Here is a 15,395-nt window from a genome sequence, read left to right as displayed (position 1 = left end):
TGAGGCATGGCGCCGGTGTTCGATGGATTTTGGGGTAGTGACGTTGATATTGTCAGAGAGTTCGATGAAACAGACGGAAGCTCTGCGGGGACGCAACTTCCTGAGGGATAGTCGAATCGCCGGTGTGTCGACGGATGCATCGAGCACGCGTGGTAACCGGTTACGTTTGCGTGCCGGTTACCACCTTTTCACTGATTCTCCAGGGCTGACCTGTTCGGACCATGGTGTTGAGGATCGTGAGCAGTTTTCGCATGCAGGCCACCAGTGCAACTTTCTTTGCTTTGCCGCGATCCAGAAGGCGTTTGTAGAACGTCTGGATGGTGGGGTTACTCCGTGTTGCCACCAGGGCAGCCATGTAGAGGACTCGTCGGATATTTCTGCGGCCTCCGAAGACGGAACGCTGTTTGTCCTGATTCCCCGACTGTCTGACGATCGGCGCAACACCGGCCAGTTTCGAAATCTGACGACGATTGAGCGTTCCGAGTTCCGGCAGATCGCACAGCAGTGTCGACGTTGTGACGACACCGACTCCGGGAACGCTTTGAATAATCTCAACCGCCGGATTCGTTTCGGCTTCCTGCTTCAGAAATTCGCGGATCTTCTGTTCGATCATATCCTGTTGTTTTTTCAGCATTTTGATAACGCTGTCGATCGATCTGCGGCTGGTCTTGTCCCATGCCTGCTGTCGGCGGTTTTCTTCCTGATTGATCAGATGCAGCAGTTGCTCGCGGCGACGCACCAGCGCTTCGTGAGCCTCCTGAGCTTCTGTTTTGGGAAGCGTGGGCATGAGATCGACGGTTTCGCCGAATGTCCGCAGCAGCCTTGCATCAATCGGATCGGTCTTCTCCAGCAGGCCGAGTCCCTTGCCGAACTGTCGCACCTGGCAGGGATTGGCAACGCAGACGGAAATGCCGGCGTTCTGCAGTGCCCTGACAAGAGTTCGTTCGTAGTCACCGGTCGCTTCGCAAACGACGAAGGTCGTCTCGGGCGACTCAATTTCTTCGACGATGTGTTTGACGACGGCAGCCGTTGAATTGATCACCTCCGATTTCATCTTTCCCTGAGAATCACAGACGTCGAGCTTGTCCTTTGCCACGTCCACACCAATCACACGAGTTGCCGGTTTTGAGCTTATCATTGTCCCATCCTAGTGAATACGAGCTGGTCACACTCGACCGCTCCAGCGACGGTTCGGGTTCGAAAAATAAAAGCCATGCGATCACGCTCCCGCACGATGTCGATGCACCAAGGGTCGATTATCGATCTGCATGGCCGCCTGATTCCGGCTCGAGACCAGTACCAGACTCCATTCAACCGTCAACAGAATTTCACCAGATATTTTCACCTGACTGAAGATACTAGGGTCGAAGTTTGATCGGTGCTTAGCCGATCAAACGAGGGGAGGGCGGCCGCGCAACGTGAGTTCCCTGTGCTCAGCCTTCCCCGCGATCGAACGCCTGAACGGCATTCGATCGGCGACCCTCCGGGTTTCAACGGAGGTGAATGCCGCTCTGCACTGCTAAATTCTTATCTTCCGATCGCCTCATGTTGATATGTTGTCGTCACTGCAGCCCGGTTCGCCAATGTATACGAACATATTCGTATGTTGTCAACGAATGTTTTCGTAGTTTGCGACGCCTGACTCGGGAAGGGGGCCAGGAGCATCCGGGGTCACCGGAGCATCTGCATCTGCCGGTGCGTGGTGGACGTGAGTTGACAGAGCACGTCCTTTATCGCCGGGAATCCGATCGGAAACAGCCCACAGATGCGAGGCTGACTGTTCCATTAACCGCCAGACGGCAGGCGGTGTGTTGACGAACGTGATGCGAACCTGCAATCGCTGGTCCGTCAAGCTGTACGCGTCCCGCGTTGCCTGGGACTGGTTGTGGAAGAACCAGGCAACGGCTGGTGCATTGTGAACTGCTGGTGTGGAAGCCTGCGATCGCGACGCCGCGAGCGGTATCGGTTTCGCTATTCGGAATCGCCGGTCAGTGGCTCTGGTGCTTTGATACCGGTCAGTTCGGAGAACCTGACACGCTGCTCTTCGGACAGCACGTTCCAGATTTCCACATGCTGCTGCAGCGCAAGTTCCTTCCTTGCGCGATGATTCCGGTACGCAATGTCACTTGCCGCGTGAGCCTGTGGGGTTTGCGCTGTTGATGCTACGAACGCCGATCCGCCGGAAGGAACCACATTCAATTCCGGGCGACGCGTGAGGATTTCTTCGATCTGGTGCGCTTGAGGTGCAGAAAGTGCGATGGCGGCCTGAACAGATTCGTCAAGGACGGCACCAGGACCGATTTCACGGAAGCGTTCCTGGTTCAGGTATCGTTTTTGTTCGTCCATCAGCACACTCGATACGCGGTCATGAAAGTGCCGACGGTGCTTGGCAACGAGCCGCGTGAACTCATCTCTGGATTCAATGGTCATGCCATTGCGTGTGCCGACCCTGGCACGTTCCGTCCGCTCATACTGGAGGCGTGCCTCATCCAGTATTGCAGCAATTGCTTCTCGCTGATCGGCTGTCAAGTGGTATACCTCATCGCTTCCTTCCTGCTCGAACAGATTGAACAGCTCGAAATTGACCCAGGTCTTTCCGGCCTTGCGGACCTCTGTACGTCCTGTGACGGCTCCGTGACGATTCTGCCGCCGAAATGTTGCAGCGATTGCAATAATTCCTTTCTGAGAAGCATCTCCCGACCGCGATTCGACTGCCGCTCGCCATTTGCTGCTGTATTCATCGAAGTGACGGCGCTGTTCGTCATTCAAAATCTGCCGGGTCGCCTGATTGAGCTCTTCGGCGACCTTCTCCGTCGTGCCGGCAATGAAAGGCATTTCCATGTACGGGAACCGAATCAAGTGTTCGGCGACCAGCCGAGTCGCATCGGCGGCAGCCAGTTTCTGAAGTTCCTCGATCGCGGCCCACTGGTCGTCCGAAAGTTGAAGGTTGTCCTGAATCTTCGGGAAATTCACTGCCGTCAGCAGATCACCGGATTCCAGTATCCCGGCAAGCCGCGCGGTCGGACCGAACGCGCGTTCGTCCAGCAATTCATGCAGACGTTTATACTCTGCATGCCTGGTGAGACTTCTGCACCTTGTTTTCACCTTCCGGATCTGCTCAGGTGTGAGAATCGCGACCAGGTCCGCTGCCCCCTGATCCTGTGCGGAATGTGTCGCCGCATTCAACGCGATCCGAAACGGTGCAGCCACTGTTCCGAGCCGTAGCGCTACTTCATCACGCATTTCGCGGATGAGTCGCTCGTCGTTCGACACGCGGCGCGACGTCCGAGTTGCCTCGGCGGATTGTTCGGCGGTCAGGTCCAGGTCGACGTGTGACTGGTCATACACGACCACCTGCCGCAGCACTTCATACGGAATCGAGGGAATCGTCGTCTGCAGGGAGATCGTTCTGACCCGATTCACATCCGCGACGTTGCCGGGATTGGTGTCAGACGTGGTCGCCGCGGACGGTGCTTCGTCGGTGGCGGAACTTACCGCGATCTGGGCAAATGCTGCGCGGCCGCTCAATACGGAGCCCGCCAGACACGTCAGGCAGATGATTCTGGTTTGCATGCCGCTTCCTCCTGAACGCACGAATTCAATCCCTGGCACGCTGTTCATCTGACGCAGCCAGTCACATGGTATTGGCAGGAACTCTACATCATCGACGTGCGCCGCTTCAATCCGAATGTCGGTTGGTGTAATTTCAGCGTCGCCGGCCGTAACCGTTCACAGGCCGCTCAGTTTTCGGGGATCAGCTGTGGTGTCGATTTGCGGTTGAAGGCGGCGTGAACGGCGTTGTGGATGTATTCGAGTGGCCGGGTACCGAGGCGACGACAGGTTTCCACCACCGACATGATCACGGTCAGATTGCGACTGCCGGTTTGTTCTTCGGTACCGAAGCTGAGTTTGCGAAAGATGACCGATTTTCGCAGTGACTGTTCGGCCGCATTGTTGGTCGGCGAGACATCGTCATGGTGAGCGAACACAAACAGACTGCAACACTCGTTGCTCAGACGCCGACACGTTTCCGCTGTTTTCAGATGGTCACACTGCGAACCGTCCAGCAATGCCTCCAGAATCTCACTGCGAAGCCGTCGGCAGTGACCGTCGAACGTCGCACGCTCAATTTGCTGCGTCTGCAGCCGATTCCAGTGATGAATGAGTTCCTGTCCGGAAGACTTCAGTCGGGCACCTGCGTCGGCGGAACTCCCTCCACGATCGACCATCGCTTGACCGCGTTCTCTCTTCGGGGCACTGATCAGGTGAGCCCAGCAGAACTGCCGGCAATCGTCATCCAGATGGCTGTATGCCGAATAGCGGTCACTGACGACGATGCCGCTGAAGTCCTCGCCCAGCAGGGCATGCACCTCATCGCGGGACCGCGACGGGCGAACCGCGAACAGTGTGCCGAGTGGTCCCACAACGGTCCACAGCCAGGCTTTGCGGCCGTTCTGACGCCAGCTGGTTTCATCAATGTTCAGAGTGGCGGAGTTTCGGACGTCCGCGACGATTTCGTTGTATCCCGCCTGCAGAGCTCTGCGTCCGATGCTCTGCAGACGGCTGATCTGGCCGTCGGAGACGTCCAGACAGAACAAGTCTCGCAACAGCGACGCGATCATTCTCTGGCTGAGTCGTCCCAGACTGCTCAGCAGTGTGACCGCCGCGACGACGTTGGGGCCGAAGCAGCCGCGGGACACGTCCGCTGGCAGTGTCCCGCGACAGCGGCACCCGCAGTCGGGGCACTCCAGGGTGTGAATCTGATGTTCCGTGACAGACGGTCTCACGACAGGCAGATCCGTAACCTGATGCCGTTCGGGATTGGGGTCATCGCCGCTGAGTTTTGCACCACAGTCCGTACACGCGGTCGGCCGATGGTGTTCGACCCGCTCACAGTCTTCCGTGGGAATCAGTGGCCGCGTCCGTTTGGGATGGCCCGGCTGCCCGCCGCGTTTTCGCCCGGATTTCGGCTTCGGAGTCTTCGCCGGCTGCTGCCGGGGACCATCACTGGACGGCGGCATCGACGAGTTCCCCGAATTCATTCCCAGCTGCCGTTCAAGCTCTTCAATCCGCTTCTGCTGGGCGGCGATGATTCGATCCTGCTCGTTGACCCGATTGCACAGAGCTTCTACAAACGCCCGCACCGCAGGCGTCATCTCCGTCAGCAATTCCGGCGGGATTTCCGACATCCGTGTCATGCACGAGGTATCGCAAACTCCGACACTTTCTTAAACACCAATCTCGGACTGTGAACGGTTACCGCCGGCCATCTTCCAGCATTCCCATCCATGTCAGGAAAGAATTGTGTCCATGCCTTCACGAATGCTCACCGATCATTGGGTTTCGCCGCGATTAGTGTTGGCTGCGCTCGTTGCATCTGCTGTGTTGCAGGGCGGGCTTGAGGCATATGCGCAACAGCCGGAATCGCCGATTACCGACGCCTGGCGGTACACAATTCAGCAGCCGGATGACGGATGGCAACAGGCGGGATTCGATGACGGCGGCTGGAAGCAAGCGTCCGGCGGGTTCGGGACGCGCGGGACTCCGGGGGCTCGGATCGGCACGGAGTGGCGGTCGAACGATATCTGGCTGCGAAAGATGTTCGACCTGAAGTCTGTGCCCGGCAAGGCGGCATTGCTGATTCATCATGACGAAGACGCTCAGGTCTTCGTGAACGGCACGCTGGTCGGGGAACTGAAAGGCTATACCGTTGACTACAAAGTCGTCCCGCTGGACGACGCGGCTCGGAACGCTCTGAAGCCGGGGCAGAATCTGCTGGCGGTCCATTGCCACCAGACCGGCGGCGGACAGTTCATTGACGTGCATGTCGTCGACGCGCAGCAGGTTCCGGAACTCCCGCGCGCAAAGCGCAATACGACACCATTCCAGTCGGCGCTCATCACGAAATGGGGAGCCGAAGTGAGCGCCGAAAATGCGTGGACCGAATACCCGCGGCCGCAACTGGTTCGCGACCAGTGGCAGAATCTGAACGGCCACTGGGACTACGCGATCACGGCGGACAGCGTCACGACGACTCCTGACAAATGGGCCGGAAAGATCCTGGTCCCGTACGCTCTGGAATCGAAGCTCGGCGGAGTGCAGCGGCTTCTGGAACCGAACGAAGCTCTGTGGTATCGCCGTTCGTTCCGAGTCTCTCCGCCGGAAGGTCAGCGCACGCTGCTGAACTTCGAAGCTGTCGATTATCGCTGCGAAGTCTTCGTCAACGGCCGATCCGTCGGCCGTCATCAGGGCGGCAACACGCCGTTTTCGTTCGATATCACGGACAGCCTTCGAAAGGGTGAAAACGAACTGGTTGTGCGAGTCGAAGACGATACCGAAGGCTGGCAGTTGCGCGGCAAGCAGGTGCTGGATCCTCACGGGATCTGGTACACGCAGGTTTCCGGTATCTGGCAGACCGTGTGGCTGGAACACGTTTCTGACCAACACATTCGCGATCTGAAGATTTCAACCGATGCCGCCGGCGGATCCATCAGCATTCGTCCGCTGCTGGCCGGCGACGACGCGCCGTCGGAAGTTCGCGTCATCGTCCGCGACGGTGCCCAGGTCGTGGCGGACGTGACTCAGGATGCGCCGGAGGTTTCCGTTTCCATCCGTGACGCCAAATTTTGGTCCCCGAGTTCTCCGCATTTGTATGAACTGGAGGTCGCAATTCAGAACGGCAATGGCGAGATTCGCGATACCGTCAAGTCCTATGCCGGGATTCGTTCCGTCGGCAAGGCGCGAGACAGCGACGGAAACCTGCGGTTCACGCTGAACGGAGAATTCCTGTTTCACTGGGGACCGCTGGATCAGGGATGGTGGCCCGATGGACTGCTGACGCCGCCGTCCGACGAAGCCATGTTGTCCGATATCGAGTACCTGAAGGCGGCCGGATTCAACATGATCCGCAAACACATCAAAGTGGAACCGCGCCGCTACTACTATCACTGCGACCGACTGGGCATGATGGTCTGGCAGGATCAGGTCAGCGCCGGCCACAATCCGCCGTGGACGCGGCTGGATCCGAACCCCGCGGACGCCGACTGGCCGGACGAACATCACAGGCAGTTCATGATTGAACTGGAACGCATGGTCGACAGTCTGGAAAGCCATCCGTCCATCGTGGTGTGGGTTCCGTTTAACGAAGCCTGGGGCCAGCATCGCACGATGGAAGTCGGTGAATGGGTCGTCAAACGCGATCCGACGCGTCTGGTCAACATCGCCAGCGGCGGCAACTTCCGGCCGGTCGGCGATGTCGTGGATCACCACGCGTATCCGCATCCGGAGTTTCCGTTCGACGCGAATCGCGACAGAAGTTTCGTCAGGGTGATGGGAGAATTCGGTGGTCACGGATTTCCCGTGAAGGGTCACCTGTGGGACGCCGACCGCGACAACTGGGGCTACGGCGGACTGCCCAAGAACGAAGCCGAATACAAGGCTCGCTACCTGACGTCGCTGGAAAAACTGAATGACCTGCGCCGACGCGGAATCGCGGCCGGTGTGTATACGCAGACAACCGACGTCGAAGGAGAAATCAACGGACTGCTGACGTATGATCGAAGCGTCATCAAGATCCCCGCTGAAGAACTTGCCGAACTGCATCGCCGGCTGTACGAACCGGTACGCATTTCGGAATGAAGCTCGAACGCCGTCATGTCACAACTGATCCCGCTTGTTGCTGTTGAAGAATTGACCGACGGGTCGTCCATCGAAGTCGTCGCCGCCGGACGGATCTTCGCCGTTTTTCGGGTCGACGGAACCTTTCACGTGCTGGACGGCATCTGTCCTCACGCTGGCGGCCCCCTGGGCAAGGGTCAGTTGAACGGGTGCGTGGTGACCTGCCCGTGGCACGGCTGGCAGTTTGACATCCGCGACGGCCAGCATTGCCTGAACGATCAGCTTCGGCAACCGCGATACGAAGCAGAAATCGCGGACGGTCAGGTCTGCATCAGACTGCCGGAAGCCTGACACGAAGTTTTCACGACGCGGTTGTTCGCTGCTGCCGGCGTCATTTGGCGGCGCCAAGTTCGCGCGATTTCCGTGTGGCCGCTTCGACGGCGCTCATCAGCGCCGCTCGCAGACCCGATCGTTCCAGTTCATGCAGACCGGCGATCGTTGTTCCGCCGGGGCTGGTGACCGCGTCTTTCAGTTCACCGGGGTGCTGGCCGGTTTGCAGCAGCATTTCGGCGGCACCGGCCAGCGTCTGAGCGGCCAGGCGAGTGGCCACGTTTCGCGGCAATCCCATCTTCACGCCTCCGTCGCTGAGAGCTTCGATGATTTGAAAGACGTAGGCGGGACCGCTTCCGGACAAACCGGTGACGGCGTCCAGCAGCTTTTCCGGCATTTGTTCGACGATTCCAACGGTGTGCAGCAGCGTGGATACCGAAGCCACATCGTCGTCCGTTGCGTGACGTCCGGGGCTGAGTCCACAGGCGCCGCGTCCGATCAGGCAGGGCGTATTCGGCATCACTCGAATCACGCGAGCCTTCGGCGGCAGACATTCTTCCAGCGAAGCAATGGTGACTCCCGCGGCGACGGACACAAACAGCTGCGAATCGCGGGTAAAGTCTCTGATGCCGGCCAGCGCCTCCGGCATCACCTGCGGCTTGACTGCAAGGAACAACTGGTCGGCGTCCCACAGGTGTTCGCAGGCGTCCGGCATCGTCAGGACTCCTTCGCCGACAGTTGCCGCAAACCGCTGCCGTGTGGCTTCGTCTGGATCAACGGCCATGACGTGGGAGGCCGGAATGAGTTCCCGACAGAAACCAGCCGCCAGAGCGGTGGCCATTCGTCCGGCTCCGACGAAGCCGATTTTCAAACTGCGAATTGACATCAAGGGGGACCTGTCTGGTCGAAACCGGGACATTTTTCTGAATTTCTGCGGCCCGCGAACGGAGGTCGGGCGACCGCGAACCGCCCGACCGTTTCCGGGATATGCGACTTTCCCGGGGCGACGGGACACGGTCAGCAAAGTGTACCGCCTGTTCACGTCGCGCCGGATGTTACAACGACGATTTCCGTACGTTCTTCGGGAATGAAGCCGGTCACTGTTGAGGACTTGCGGGCAGTCGCTTAAATAGTCCGGCTGTCGCGATGCAGCGTGCGAAACGGAATCCGGGCCTTCGCCGTTCGGCATCGCCAGGCAAAACACCAACGATCACCGCGGCCGGAAACAACCGCGTTCCAGAATGGATTTCAGGATGACTCGGCACATTTTTGTTACCGGCGGTGTTGTCAGTTCGCTTGGGAAGGGGCTGACGTCCGCGTCGATCGGGATGTTGCTGGAACGCCGCGGACTGAAGGTTCGCATGCAGAAGCTGGATCCGTACATCAATGTGGATCCAGGCACGATGAGCCCCTACCAGCACGGCGAGGTCTACGTGCTGGACGACGGAGCCGAAACGGACCTGGATCTGGGCCACTACGAACGCTTCACGTCCAGCCAGTTGAACCGAGACTGCAACTACACCACCGGCCAGATTTACCAGACGGTGATCGACAAGGAGCGCCGCGGCGAGTATCTCGGGCGAACCGTGCAGGTCGTGCCGCATATTACGGACGAAATCAAGTCCTGTATTCGCCGACTGGCGGCTCCGGACGTCGATGTCGTGATTACCGAACTCGGCGGCACGGTCGGCGACATCGAAGGTCTGCCGTTTCTGGAAGCCATCCGCCAGATCCCGCTTGATATCGGCAAGGAAAACTGCCTGTTCATCCATCTGACGCTGGTGCCCTATCTGAAGGCTGCTCGTGAAGCCAAGACCAAGCCGTCTCAACACAGCGTGCAGCAGCTTCGCATGATCGGTATTCAGCCCGACATTCTGATCTGTCGTACCGAGCGTCCCATCGGCCGCGAACACACCGACAAGATCGCTCTGTTCTGCAACGTGGAAAAGCGAGCGGTGATCGAGGAAGTCGACAAGGAGTTTTCGATCTACGAAGTCCCGCTGGGGCTGGTGGAACACAAGCTGGATGATCTGATCATCGAGAAACTGGGAATTGAAGCCGGCCCGCTGCAACTGGACGACTATCACGACCTGATCCACCGCATTCGCAACCCGCGCCACGAAGTCAAGATCGCCGTCGTCGGCAAGTACATCGAACACCGCGACGCGTACAAGTCGATTTATGAATCTCTGGACCACGCCGGCTTTTTCCATTCATCCCGCGTGATCGTGAAGCGAATTGAAGCCGAAGACCTGGAACGGCAGGATCCCAACGTTCTGCTTGCGGGAATTGACGGAGTCCTGGTTCCCGGCGGCTTCGGAATGCGCGGCATCGGAGGCAAGCTGCAGGCGGTTGAGTACGCTCGCCATAACAACGTGCCGTATTTCGGAATCTGCCTTGGCATGCAGTGTGCCGTGATTGAATTCGCCCGCAATGTCATGGGGCTGGAGGACGCCAACAGCAGCGAGTTTCAGGCCGACACACGGCACCCCGTGATCTGCCTGCTGGAGGAACAGGAAGGTGTCACCAACAAGGGCGGCACGATGCGCCTGGGTGCTCAGCCATGCGTCCTGGCGGACGGATCGCGATCTCTGGCGGCCTATGGTGCTTCGGAAATCAGCGAACGCCACCGGCACCGCTATGAGTTCAATCCGGAATATCGCGAACAGTTCGTTCACGCCGGCATGGTTCCGGTCGGCACCAGCCCGGACGGCACGCTGGTCGAAGTTGTCGAGATTCCCGATCACCCGTGGTTTGTCGCCGTCCAGTACCACCCGGAGTTCAAATCACAGCCCAACAACCCGCATCCGCTGTTCACCGGTTTTGTCGGTGCGGCACTGGAATGTCACCAGAAGCGTCCGAAGCAGCTCGTTTGAATCCAGCCGCTGACAATTCCGGTTTCGTTCGTCAATTCGCATCGGGCATTCGGCAGATGCCGGATTTCGGTGTCGGGCAGACAGCGAGTCCGGAATCGCAGAAACGCATGGACGCGCCGGCGGAGACTCAGCACTCGTTACATGACTGACCGACGGGATTGTTCCGCAGGGACGAGCATCGACAACGTGTTGTTGCGGGAGGTCTGAAAGCGTGGGATTCAGTTCAAGATCACTTGCCTGCGTCGCTCTGATCGGACTGTTGTCAGCTGCCGTCGCAGCCACACGTTCGCAGGATGCTGTCAAGCCGCCGCCTTCCGGGGATCCAAAGCCGATCGCTCCGGCAAAGACCACCAATACCGGGCTTCTTCTGGAACCGGCGCTCGACCTGCCGTCGTTTACTCGTGAGAAGTTCATTCAGGAAATGTCGACGGTTGGCCGCGAGAAGATCTGGAAGCCGTGGACGTCACCCGTTGTCAACTTGCCGCCCCACGCGCGGTCGGACGCACACGGGCTGACGGAAGACGAAGTCAGGCAGTACATGATCACGGCAAAGCGGCTGTTTGATCGCGGCGAAGCGATCCCGGTTTCCGATGTGGGATTGATCAGCACTCAGGAGGACGTGATCCGACAGCCGATGCTGAACCATATTGCCGCGTTTGCCAACTCCGCGGTTCGGGTCTATCTGCTGGTGCAGCGGACGGCGTCGGACAACGGGTGGAGCTACTTTTCGATCGTTCAGGACATGACCGTCGATCCTCCGCTCGATTACTACGGGCAGGTTTTCGACACCGACGTGAACTTCGAAGGCACAAGCTGCTACAAGTGCCATTCCTCGGGCCCGCTGGCCATCCATCCGGCTCGGGAAGATCTGGTCCTGGATTCCAGGCTGGCCGCGGCACTCAGCCAGTACATCGCCGACCAGCCTCGATCGCAATTTCGGTTTCCGGAACACTCACCGCGCCCCCCGACCGGCAAACCGATGACGCTTGGCTTCTGTACGGCGTGCCACGACGAAGACGGCGACCGCGCGCCGCTGTATCAGGTCCATTCGCATCCCATCCGAGTGCTGGTGGATTTCGGTTACATGCCGCCCGGTCAGCCGCTGACTGCGGAAGAGATCGCCGAACTGAAAGCCTGGCTGGAAAGCACGGACTGATCGGCAGCATCCGCATCCGCACGACTCGCTGGTGTTGTACCCGCAGAGTCGAATCGTTCAGCCGCCGCTGACGGGTGGAAAACAGGCAACCTCGTCATCCGCCGAAACCTGATCCGAATTCGCCGCATAGTGATTGTTGACGGCAATCAGCAGCGACGCCGCCAGCTTCTGCAGCGGCGGATAGGCATCCACCAGCGCATTTCGAATATCGCCGACGGTGGCTTCGTCCGATACGCGCAGTTCCGCCACGGACGTTCCGGCCAGGTCTTTCGCAGCGGCGAACAGCAGGACTTTGAGATTCATGACATCACATACTTTGACGGTCGGGCGGCCAGCTTTCCCGCGACATCCGGCATCAGGCCGTACGCCAGCGCCAGAATCTTCAGCGGGTGGACAGTGGGAATTGTCGCTTCCTGTTCCATCTGCATACGGCAACTGCTGCAGTCCGTGGTTCCGGCGGTAACGCGGATGGTTTTCATTTCATCGATGATTCCACGACCCAGTCGCAGCGACTGTTCGAAATGCTCCGCAGCCAGGCCGAACGTCCCGGCCATTCCCGTGCAGCCCTTGTCAATCTGCCGGACTTCGACGCCCGGAATCAGCTTCAGCAGCTGATGCAGGCCGCTTTCCGCTCCCAGGGCTTTGACGTGGCACGGTGTGTGGTAGGCCAGGGTGAGTTCCAGCCGGCTGAAGTCGGTTTTCAGTTTTCCGCGCTGATGCAGATTCCACAGAAAGTTTCCGGCATCGATGGCCTGTGCGGCCACGGCACCCACGTCCGGGTGTTCCAGCAGCAGCGGATATTCCTGAGCCAGGCACAGTGCGGCCGTCGGTTCGGTACAGACAATCGGATAGCCTTCGCGAGCGGGCTCGCCGAGTTCCCGCAGATTGGTTTCGGCGGCTTCGCGCGCGGCTTCCAGATCGCCCACCGAAATCATCGCCATTCCCGAAACCGTCTGATGCGGCGGAATGTACACGCGAAAACCGTTGTGCAGCAGAATTCGAACGAACGCTTCGGCCAGTTGCGGATCGTGGTGATTGGCGAAGTAGTCGACGAAATAAACGACCGTCGGCATCGACGCACCGGGCTTGCCGGAATTGTGTTCGCTCAGCACTCGCTTTGAATTCAGAAACGGCCGCGACGCAAATTCCGGCAGTCGGCGCCGGGCGGCGATGCCCAGCGTCTTCTGCAGGATCCTGCGAAACACGCGGTGCCGCAGCAATCGATTGGCAGTGAAGGTAAACCGCGAGGCAAATCGGGCGTATGTGTGAAAGCGTGACAACAGCCAGTCGGATTTCGACAGACCGTTGATCGCCACATTCTGGGCGCGCGCCTCCTGAACCAGATGCGGAATATCGACTCCGGACGGACATTCCAGCCGGCACTGCTTGCAGTTGAAGCACTGGTCCGTGATCTGCTGGACGCGGGGATGGGATAACAATTCGATTCCGTTGCTGCGGCTGAGTGCCGTGCGCAGCAGACTGGCTTTGCTGCGAGGCGTCGCTTCTTCCGCGGGCTGGTCATGAAAAAACGGACACATCCGCAGAGAAGGATCCGTGGCGCGGCAGGTTCCACAGCCGTTGCAGTGAACGGCTTCGTCCATCGCCGTCTGAGCCGACCAGTTCATCTTCAGAACCGGCAGCAGTGATTCCTTTCCGTTGTCCCCGGATGCCGTCGAAGCGGGCGATACGCGGCGAAGATGCCGAATCGTCAGTTGACCGTCGTCGCAAACGATCTTGTCGGGATTCATCAGGTGCTGTGGATCGAAGATCTCCTTGATCTGCTGAAACGATCGATACAGCGGTCCGTACTGTGACCGGATGAAGGCTGTGCGAGTCAGGCCGTCGCCGTGTTCACCGCTGATCGTGCCACCGACTGTTTTGACGTGCCGGTAGAGGTCGCGGGCGATCGCTTCCAGCCGCGGCGCGGTATCCTGGTCCGGAACCGGCAGAATGGGCCGCAGATGAAGCTGCCCCGACGCGGCATGAGCGTACAGCGTGGCTGTGACTTCGTGTCGGTGAAACGTCTTGTGCGCCAGAGTCAGAAACGCGGAGATTTCCGACGGCGGAACAGCAATATCTTCGACAAACGGCAGCGGTCGCGAAGCTCCCTTCAGCCGGGCCAGCAGCGATACAACCTTTGACGGCAGCGACCACAGAAATTCCACGTCATCAAAATCGAACGCCTGGCGAGTCAGACTGTGCGGCACGCCGGCGGAGGCAAGTCGGCGTTCTGATTCACCGATCCGCGCTTCGACCTGGGCACGGTTCATGCCGGTATATTCCAGAAACAGACCGGCTTCCGCTTCCGGGTGGATCACGTCCTGGAATCGGCTGTCGGCGTCCCGCCCCATGCTCAGCAGACGGCGGTCCAGCAGATCGCACGCACTGGGTTCCAGTTCCAGCAGCAACTGCATTCCCTGCAGTGCCGCATCCATCGAAGGGAACATCAGAATGGCAACACCCCGCCAGTCCGGCAGCGGAAGAGTATTCAGCGTGGCTTCGGTAAACATTGCCAGCGTGCCTTCCGAACCCACCAGCAGTCGCGGCAGGTCCAGGCGGTTCCCATGCCGGAGTCCCCTCAACAGGTAACCGCTGGTGTTTCGAAGCAACACGGGCTGATGCCGACGGATCAGGTCGTGCGAGTCCTTCAGCACCGCGGCCAGACGCTCAACAATGTCGGCACGCCGTGTGGCAGGTGTCAGTGACGACAGAACGAGTGACTCGTTGCGGACCGGAGGCAGAAACGAATCACCGACTTCCGGACCTGCGACGTCCGGCCCTCCGCCGGAAACAGGATGGCGGATCGCATAATCGTGGATCACAGATTCAGCGCGAGTGAATTCCAGCAACTGACCGCCGATCAGCACGCACTGCAGGCTTTCGACATGATCGCGAACCGAGCCGACTCGCACCGCGTGCGATCCGGCCGCGTCAACCGCCAGCGCTCCGCCGATCGTTGTCACTGCCGAATTGGAGGGATCGGGAGCAAAGTAGCGTCCGTGAGTCCTCAGCAGACGGTTCAGGTCCGCATGAACGACGCCGGGCTGGACGCGAACGCTGGAACTGCCGACCGACACCACGTTGTTCATGTAGCGGGCAAACTCGACGACAATGCCGCGTCCGATCGCTCCGCCGGCCAGACCCGTTCCGGCACCGCGGGGAATCAGCGGAATGCCGTTGTCCGAAGCGTATGCCGCCACCGCCGCCACATCCTGCGATGTTCGCGGAAACACAACCGCCAGCGGTTCGATTTCATACAGACTGGCGTCGGTCGCATGCAGCGCAGTGGTCACGGCATCGACTCGCACGTCGCCGTCGATCGCGTCCGTCAGGTCTTCCGCAATTCGTTTGCGAAGTTCCTCCACCGATGTCTACTCCGAAGTTGCACTGCGTCCGGACTGAAATTGTTCCGTTTC

Annotated in this window: 10 protein-coding genes; 4 read left to right on the top strand and 6 right to left on the bottom strand. The window is 59.4% G+C overall.

Annotated elements, in window-relative coordinates:
• Positions 1-160: 160 nt before the first annotated feature.
• From R3C19_09190 to R3C19_09180, 3 genes are all read right to left on the bottom strand, one after another.
• Positions 161-1,138, bottom strand: coding sequence for an IS110 family transposase (locus R3C19_09190; GenBank protein MEZ6060523.1), 978 nt, complete (start codon positions 1,136-1,138; stop codon positions 161-163).
• A gap of 833 nt (positions 1,139-1,971) precedes the next feature.
• Entirely contained in the window at positions 1,972-3,573 is a 1,602-nt protein-coding gene (locus tag R3C19_09185; GenBank protein MEZ6060522.1) for a hypothetical protein, read from the bottom strand.
• Positions 3,574-3,740: 167 nt separating this feature from the next.
• Entirely contained in the window at positions 3,741-5,198 is a 1,458-nt protein-coding gene (locus R3C19_09180) for an IS66 family transposase (protein ID MEZ6060521.1), read from the bottom strand.
• A gap of 112 nt (positions 5,199-5,310) precedes the next feature.
• Between R3C19_09180 and R3C19_09175 the strand changes: the two genes are divergently transcribed.
• A complete protein-coding gene (locus R3C19_09175; protein ID MEZ6060520.1) occupies positions 5,311-7,638 on the top strand; it encodes a glycoside hydrolase family 2 TIM barrel-domain containing protein in 2,328 nt (775 codons plus the stop codon).
• 15 nt (positions 7,639-7,653) lie between these two features.
• Positions 7,654-7,968 carry a Rieske 2Fe-2S domain-containing protein gene (locus R3C19_09170; protein MEZ6060519.1) on the top strand — a complete coding sequence of 105 codons (315 nt, stop codon included), beginning with the start codon at positions 7,654-7,656 and terminating at the stop codon, positions 7,966-7,968.
• 40 nt (positions 7,969-8,008) lie between these two features.
• Here the strand turns inward: R3C19_09170 and proC are convergent, their stop codons facing one another.
• A complete protein-coding gene (gene proC, locus R3C19_09165) occupies positions 8,009-8,833 on the bottom strand; it encodes a pyrroline-5-carboxylate reductase (GenBank protein ID MEZ6060518.1) in 825 nt (274 codons plus the stop codon).
• A 367-nt stretch (positions 8,834-9,200) separates the two neighbouring features.
• On the opposite strand from proC, the gene R3C19_09160 reads away from it, so the two are divergent.
• Both R3C19_09160 and R3C19_09155 read left to right on the top strand, forming a co-directional pair.
• Positions 9,201-10,823 carry a CTP synthase gene (locus R3C19_09160; GenBank protein MEZ6060517.1) on the top strand — a complete coding sequence of 541 codons (1,623 nt, stop codon included), beginning with the start codon at positions 9,201-9,203 and terminating at the stop codon, positions 10,821-10,823.
• 211 nt (positions 10,824-11,034) lie between these two features.
• Positions 11,035-11,979 (top strand): cytochrome c, encoded by a 945-nt coding sequence (locus tag R3C19_09155; protein ID MEZ6060516.1) that lies wholly within the window; start codon positions 11,035-11,037, stop codon positions 11,977-11,979.
• A gap of 57 nt (positions 11,980-12,036) precedes the next feature.
• On the opposite strand, the gene R3C19_09150 is transcribed toward R3C19_09155, so the two are convergent.
• Complete coding sequence (locus R3C19_09150) at positions 12,037-12,282, bottom strand: MoaD/ThiS family protein (GenBank protein MEZ6060515.1); 246 nt, start codon at positions 12,280-12,282, stop codon at positions 12,037-12,039.
• Positions 12,279-15,344, bottom strand: a complete 3,066-nt coding sequence (locus R3C19_09145; GenBank protein ID MEZ6060514.1) for an FAD-linked oxidase C-terminal domain-containing protein — start codon at positions 15,342-15,344, stop codon at positions 12,279-12,281. Before R3C19_09145 ends, R3C19_09150 begins: the two co-directional genes overlap by 4 nt.
• Positions 15,345-15,395 lie beyond the last annotated feature (51 nt).

Source organism: Planctomycetaceae bacterium (genome assembly GCA_041398785.1).
In the GTDB taxonomy this organism is placed as follows: Bacteria; Planctomycetota; Planctomycetia; order Planctomycetales; family Planctomycetaceae; genus JAWKUA01.
The sequence above is the reverse complement of the archived record's forward strand: the minus strand, read 5'-3'. Positions and strand labels throughout refer to the sequence as shown.